The sequence below is a fragment of the Inquilinus sp. genome (assembly GCF_057815775.1).
In genome coordinates this window covers 1-5,377 of sequence record NZ_JBYRFX010001175.1, presented here as the reverse complement: position 1 = coordinate 5,377, position 5,377 = coordinate 1, and the positions used below count along the sequence as shown (strand labels likewise).

3 protein-coding genes are annotated in these 5,377 nt (G+C 69.1%); 2 read left to right on the top strand and 1 reads right to left on the bottom strand.

Annotation, left to right across the window (positions count from 1 at the left end; translation table 11 throughout):
* The first annotated feature begins 251 nt into the window (after positions 1–251).
* Together AC3XYG_RS41855 and AC3XYG_RS41850 are read left to right on the top strand one after the other, a co-directional pair.
* Complete coding sequence (locus tag AC3XYG_RS41855) at positions 252–1,247, top strand: glycosyltransferase family 2 protein (RefSeq protein ID WP_489145844.1); 996 nt, start codon at positions 252–254, stop codon at positions 1,245–1,247.
* Between the two features lie 39 nt (positions 1,248–1,286).
* A complete protein-coding gene (locus AC3XYG_RS41850; RefSeq protein ID WP_489145843.1) occupies positions 1,287–2,855 on the top strand; it encodes a lipopolysaccharide biosynthesis protein in 1,569 nt (522 codons plus the stop codon).
* A gap of 21 nt (positions 2,856–2,876) precedes the next feature.
* On the opposite strand, the gene AC3XYG_RS41845 is transcribed toward AC3XYG_RS41850, so the two are convergent.
* Positions 2,877–5,276: a glycosyl hydrolase family 28-related protein gene (locus AC3XYG_RS41845; protein ID WP_489145842.1), complete on the bottom strand. Its 2,400-nt coding sequence runs from the start codon at positions 5,274–5,276 to the stop codon at positions 2,877–2,879.
* Positions 5,277–5,377: the final 101 nt, after the last annotated feature.

Below are 5,377 nucleotides of genomic sequence, written 5' to 3'. Positions count from 1 at the left end.
GCTTCGAGGAGGCAAGCGTACCGGCCCGCACATCCGGCCGGAATACGGGACTCCTGGTGGCGGCCCGCGTGTTTTAGGAGCATCGGCCTACGCCGCTTGGCGGATATCAGCGTGCCAATGGATGCGTCGGGGGCGGGCGGGGGGATGGCTATGCTGTGCACGCCTGCCACGCCGCATTCCGCCCTGCAATCCGGGGTGGTTTGTCGATCCTCATAGGGCGCCCGGGCGCTGAACGGAAAGAGCGTTTTCCCATGCCGAAAGTCGATATCTGCATCCCCTGCTACCAGTACGGCCACTTCCTCGGGGCGAGTCTCGACAGTGTTCTGCAGCAATCCGTCAAGGATGTGCGGATCCTGGTCATCGACGATGCGTCGAGCGACGATTCCGTGGCGGTCGCCCAGGGCTACGCCGCGCGTCATCCCTGCATCGAGGTGCTGGCGCATCCGGTCAACCGCGGGCACATCCAGACCTTCAACGAAGGCCTCGCCTGGGCGCAGTCCGACTACATGCTGCTGCTCAGCGCCGACGATCTGCTCGCCCCCGGGGCCCTGGAACGCGCCGTGACGCTGATGGACCGCAGGCCGGATGTCGCCCTGACCCATGGTCTGGCCGTCGACTTGTTCCCCGATCAGCCGATGCCGACATCGCCCGTCACGGCGGTCGAGCCGGACTGGCAGATCGAGACCGGCGATGCGTTCATCTCCCGGCTGTGCCGCGATCCCGTCAACCCGGTCTCGACCCCCGCCGCGATCGTGCGGACGACGGCGCAGACGGCCGTCGGCGGCTACCGCCCGGCCTTGACTCATTCCGGCGACCTTGAGATGTGGCTGCGGCTGGCGACCAGGGGTGGGGTTGCCTATCTCCCGGCGCTGCAGGCGATCAAGCGCGTCCACGGCAACAACATGTCGGTCGTCTGCGCCGATGCGATCCTGCGTGACTATGTCCAGCGCGCGGCCGCCTTCGACTCGTTCTTCCGCCAGGAAGGGCAGGACGTGGCCGATGGGGCCGCGCTGCATCGCCTGGCCCGCCACCGGCTGGCCGAGCGGGCATTCTGGACCGCGATAGCGCAATCCTGCCGCGGCAACTGGCAGACCGGCCGCCGGTTGTTCCGGCTGGTGCGGGAACTCGACCCGTCGACATCGTTCCTGCCCTTGCTCGGCCACCTCGTGCGGACCCGGCGCATCGACCGGCAGGTCCTCGCCGTGGTGGGGGATGTCTTCGCCGGCCGGCGCGGCGCAGCCCGATGATCCGCCCGTTGTCCCGACGCTGAAGGCGGCCACCCTGCCATGTCCCTGACCCGACGCATCACCATGGCAGTCGCCAGCATCTGGCTGTCGCGGGCCATGGCCGTGGCCATGGGGCTGGTGCTGATGCCGATCATGTTCCGGCATCTCGAACCCTCGCAGCTCGGCCTCTGGCTTCTGCTCAACCAGGCCGGGCTGATGATCCTGTTGCTCGATATCGGCGTCACCTCGACGCTGACCCGGCGCTTCGCCTTTGCCCGCGCCCGCGCAGTCGACAGCTTCGATGCGCCGATCGCGGCCGAGGCGGCGGCGGAAATGGGCGACCTGATCGCCACCGCCCGTGGGGTCTACCGCGGCATCGCCGTCATCATGGGCGGGCTGGCCTTCCTGGCCGGGTGGCTGTTCATCGGCACGCTCGATCTCGGCGACACCACCGTCACCCTGGCCGTGACCGCCTGGGGCGTCATCTGCATCGGCCAGACCATCGGGCTGAATGCAGGCTTCTGGTCGGCCCTGGTGGCGGGCCTCGGCTATGTCGCGCAGACCTCGGCGATCACCATGATCTTCACGCTGCTGACGGCAGTGGGGCAGATCGTGGTCGTGCTGATGGGCGGCGGTCTGATAGCGCTGGCCCTGGTCACCGTCTGCGGCAACCTGCTCGGGCGGATGCTGACCATCCGGTTTCTCCGCCGCCGCGAACCGGGGCTGTTCGCGCAGCCTGGGCGCTGGCGGGTCGACGTGGCGCGATCCCTGGTCGGGCCATCCGTGAAATACTGGTGCACCGAAATCGGCGCGATGATGCTGATGCGGACCGCGCCGTATTTCATTGCCGGGATGCAGGATTCGTCCCGCGTCCCGCTCTACCAGGCCGTGTATATCCTGGTCTCGAACCTCGCTGTGGTCGCGATCGCGGTCGGCGACGCCACCAACATCTACGTGTCGCATCTCTGGCGCGAGGACGATCCCGGCCGGGTGCGCAAGCTGGTCCTGACCAACATGCGGGCCGGGCTGGGGATCATGCTGTGCGGCACCGCCCTCCTGATCCTGCTCGGCGAAACGATCATCACGCTGTGGCTCGGCTCCGGGCATTTCGTCGGCACCGGCGTCCTTGCCACCATGTGCCTGATGTTCGCGCTCTACACCCAGCAGAGCCTGATGTTCGGGTTCTCGCGCGCCACCGAGAACGAGATCTATGGCCGCTGGTACCTGGCTGCCGGCCTGCTCAACATCGCGCTCAGCTGGATCCTGATCGGGCCGCTGGGGCTGTGGGGCGTGGCGCTGGCGACCCTGCTGGCGCAGCTGCCGACCACCAGCTGGTACATCCTGCACAGCGGGCTGCGCCGCCTGAACATTCCGATGTCGGCCTACCTCACCGGTGTCATCCGGCCGGTGGCGCTGTTCTTCCTGGTCTGCTGCGGCGTGCTCAGTGCCATCGCCTGGGTGCCGTCCGACATGATCGATCCGGTCGGGCGGACCGCCCTGGCGATCATCGCCTGCTGCCTGCTCTGCCTCGGCGGAGGCTGGAGCCTGCTGCTGGAACATGCCCAGCGCAGCGCCGTGCAGCGGCACCTCAACGGCCGGGTCCGGCGCTGGTTCGTCCGGAACGCCTGACCGCCTGCTGCACCCCGTCGCTCAGGACCCGTCCGGCCCGGGCTGCTCGAAGCCGGTCCACAGATTGCCATGGGCGATCCAGCCCAGTCCCGGCGCCGCGATCATGCCGCGGGATCCGTTCAGCGGCGCCGCCCCGCGGGAGAAGCTGTTGCGGTACAGGATGGTGTCGCGCATCGGCGTCTGCCGGGCCGCCGTGGCGTCGCCAGCGATGATCCCGCGCGGCGCGTCGGCCAGGCGGTTGTGTTCGAACACATTGGTGTCGTAGCCGCCGGCGTCGAAGCCCGGCCAAGTCGTCATGCTGATGCCGGCATGGACCAGCCGGTCGCCACGATTGCCGCGGAAGATGTTGCCGAGATGGCCGATGGCGCCGGGCGCGTCGGCGTAGAGGTACTGCGTATAGGTCACGAGCCCGTCATAGGATTCGTAGATCTCGTTGTTCGTGACCAGGTTGAAGAAGACGGAGTTCAGCTGCGGCGTCGACCCGACACCGACGGACCACAGCTCGACGCCGCCGCGGACCCGGGTGATGGTGTTGCCGTCGACGACGATATCGGCGGAGTTGGAGAAGAGCTGCACGCCCGAGGATGCGGTGTCCTGCGTCGCGTAGAAGTCCTTCCCGTCCAGCCGGTTGCGATAGATGGCGGCCCGGGCGGCGACGCCGACGATCTCCGTCAGGCTGCCGGGCGGCGGGGTGAGATCCCAAGGCCGATCGATCCGGACGGTGCGGCGCGCCGGATCATATCCCAGGATACGCCGGTACTGGCCGCTGCCGGGGCCGGAGACGATCAGGAGGTCGGGGGCGCCGCCGGCCTCCATGGCCGGCAGATCGGCCGAAAGAGTGATCTCGTCCGCATCTGCGGCCACGACCGACCGGACGAGATCCGCGCAGCATTGCTCGAACAGGATCTGCTCGCCCGTGTTCTGGTCGAAATCCCTCCATTCCGGCGGTGCCGGGGCCAAGCCGGTCGTGGTGTTGTCGGCGATGTAGATGTCGCGGGTGCCGCCATCATGCGCCTGCGACACGAAGAATCGGCCCTGCGAGGTGCCTTCCCGCGTGGAGAGGTCGCGGTCGCGGGCGGTGTTGCCGGTGACCGCCAGCTCGTGCCCGCCCCAGCTCACGATCGCCGCCACGCCCTTGTCGCCCAGCAGGAAGCGGCAGTTCTCGATGAAGATCTGTGCCGAGGATTTGAGGAAGCCGCCGCTGCCGGTGAAGTCCACATTCGCCAGCACCACGTCCCGCGCACCATCCAGGTCGAAATAGGGCAGGGGCGCGGACAGGATCCGGGCGGCCGTGATGCGCAGCCGGGCGACGCCGCGAAGGCTGACCGCCGGGCCGGCATCCGCCGGACGGCCGCCCGCGTCGATCGTCAGGCCGGAGATGTCGACGCCGTTGCCGCTGCCGGCGCCATCCGCCACCAGGAACGCCTCCTTGGTCGCGGCGGCAGGGTCCAGGCGAAGGGTGGTGACATCGCGGCCGTCGCCCTGCCAGCGCACGGCGTTTGGCAGCAGCAGGCTGCGAGACGTCAGATAGGTTCCGGCCGGGAAGTGAACGGTGGCCGGGGCCTGGGCCGCCGCGTCGGCCAGGGTGGCCTGGATGCCGGGTCCGTCATCGGCCACGCCGTCACCCTTGGCACCATAGTCGCGGACATCGAAGGACGGCCGGCCGTCGAAGGATCCGGCTGATGCCGCAATGGTGACGGCGACCGGGCCGCTCCAGCCGAACCGGCCGCCATGGCCGTTGTGCGACCAGATCTCGTAATCGCCCGCGGCCAGATCCGCCGGGACGGTGACATCGACCCGGTATGGATTGACGGCGGTGACGGTGGCCCACCGCCCGGGGTGCGGCCCCACCGGTTTGAGATAGACCCAGGCCTGGCTGGTGCCGTTGTCATGGGCCAGGTTCCGGCCATAGACTGACAGCGTGCCGCCGGCGGCAGCCGGCAGCGGCCCGGCCCACCAGGCCTCGGTTCGGTTCAGGCCGATCGGCCGGCCCGCGCCGTGGGCGTTCCAGGGCCAGACCAGGTACAGGCCCCAAGACGGCAGCGTGTCCGGCAGATGGCCGGCAACCGCGTCGCCGCCGGGCGTCATTCGTGCCGCGTCGGTCCAGGCTGCCTGGCCGCCCGATTGGCTGAAGACGCGGAATCCCGAGGCGGCATCGAACCCGGCGCCGCTGACGACGAAGCTCTCATCCGGGCCGGCTGTCCGGGTGAAGGCGGCGACATGGGGCCCGTCAGCCGACACCGCGAGGCGGGGAGGGGCGTAGTCGTCGAATCCGGACGGGAGCGGAGGTTCCGGATCGGGGGCGGGAAAGCCGAAATCGGACGGGGTCGCGGCCGGCGCGTCGATCGCGAACGGCGCCGCCCGCGCGGGAGCCCCGGACAGCAGCGCCAAGGCGACGGCTAGACCGGCAACGACAGCCATGAGCCTGGAGGACCCCGGCAGGAGGCCATCGGATGAAATCGCCATCCATCGCGTCATCGACCTCGATCTCCATCTGAACCGGGCGACCCACCCGTACAGAG

Excerpts from the sequence above, each read along its gene's own strand:
- AC3XYG_RS41855 (WP_489145844.1), top strand. The coding sequence starts at position 252 with ATGCCGAAAGTCGATATCTGCATCCCCTGCTACCAGTACGGCCACTTC.
- AC3XYG_RS41850 (WP_489145843.1), top strand. The coding sequence starts at position 1,287 with ATGTCCCTGACCCGACGCATCACCATGGCAGTCGCCAGCATCTGGCTG.
- AC3XYG_RS41845 (WP_489145842.1), bottom strand. The coding sequence starts at position 5,276 with ATGGCTGTCGTTGCCGGTCTAGCCGTCGCCTTGGCGCTGCTGTCCGGG.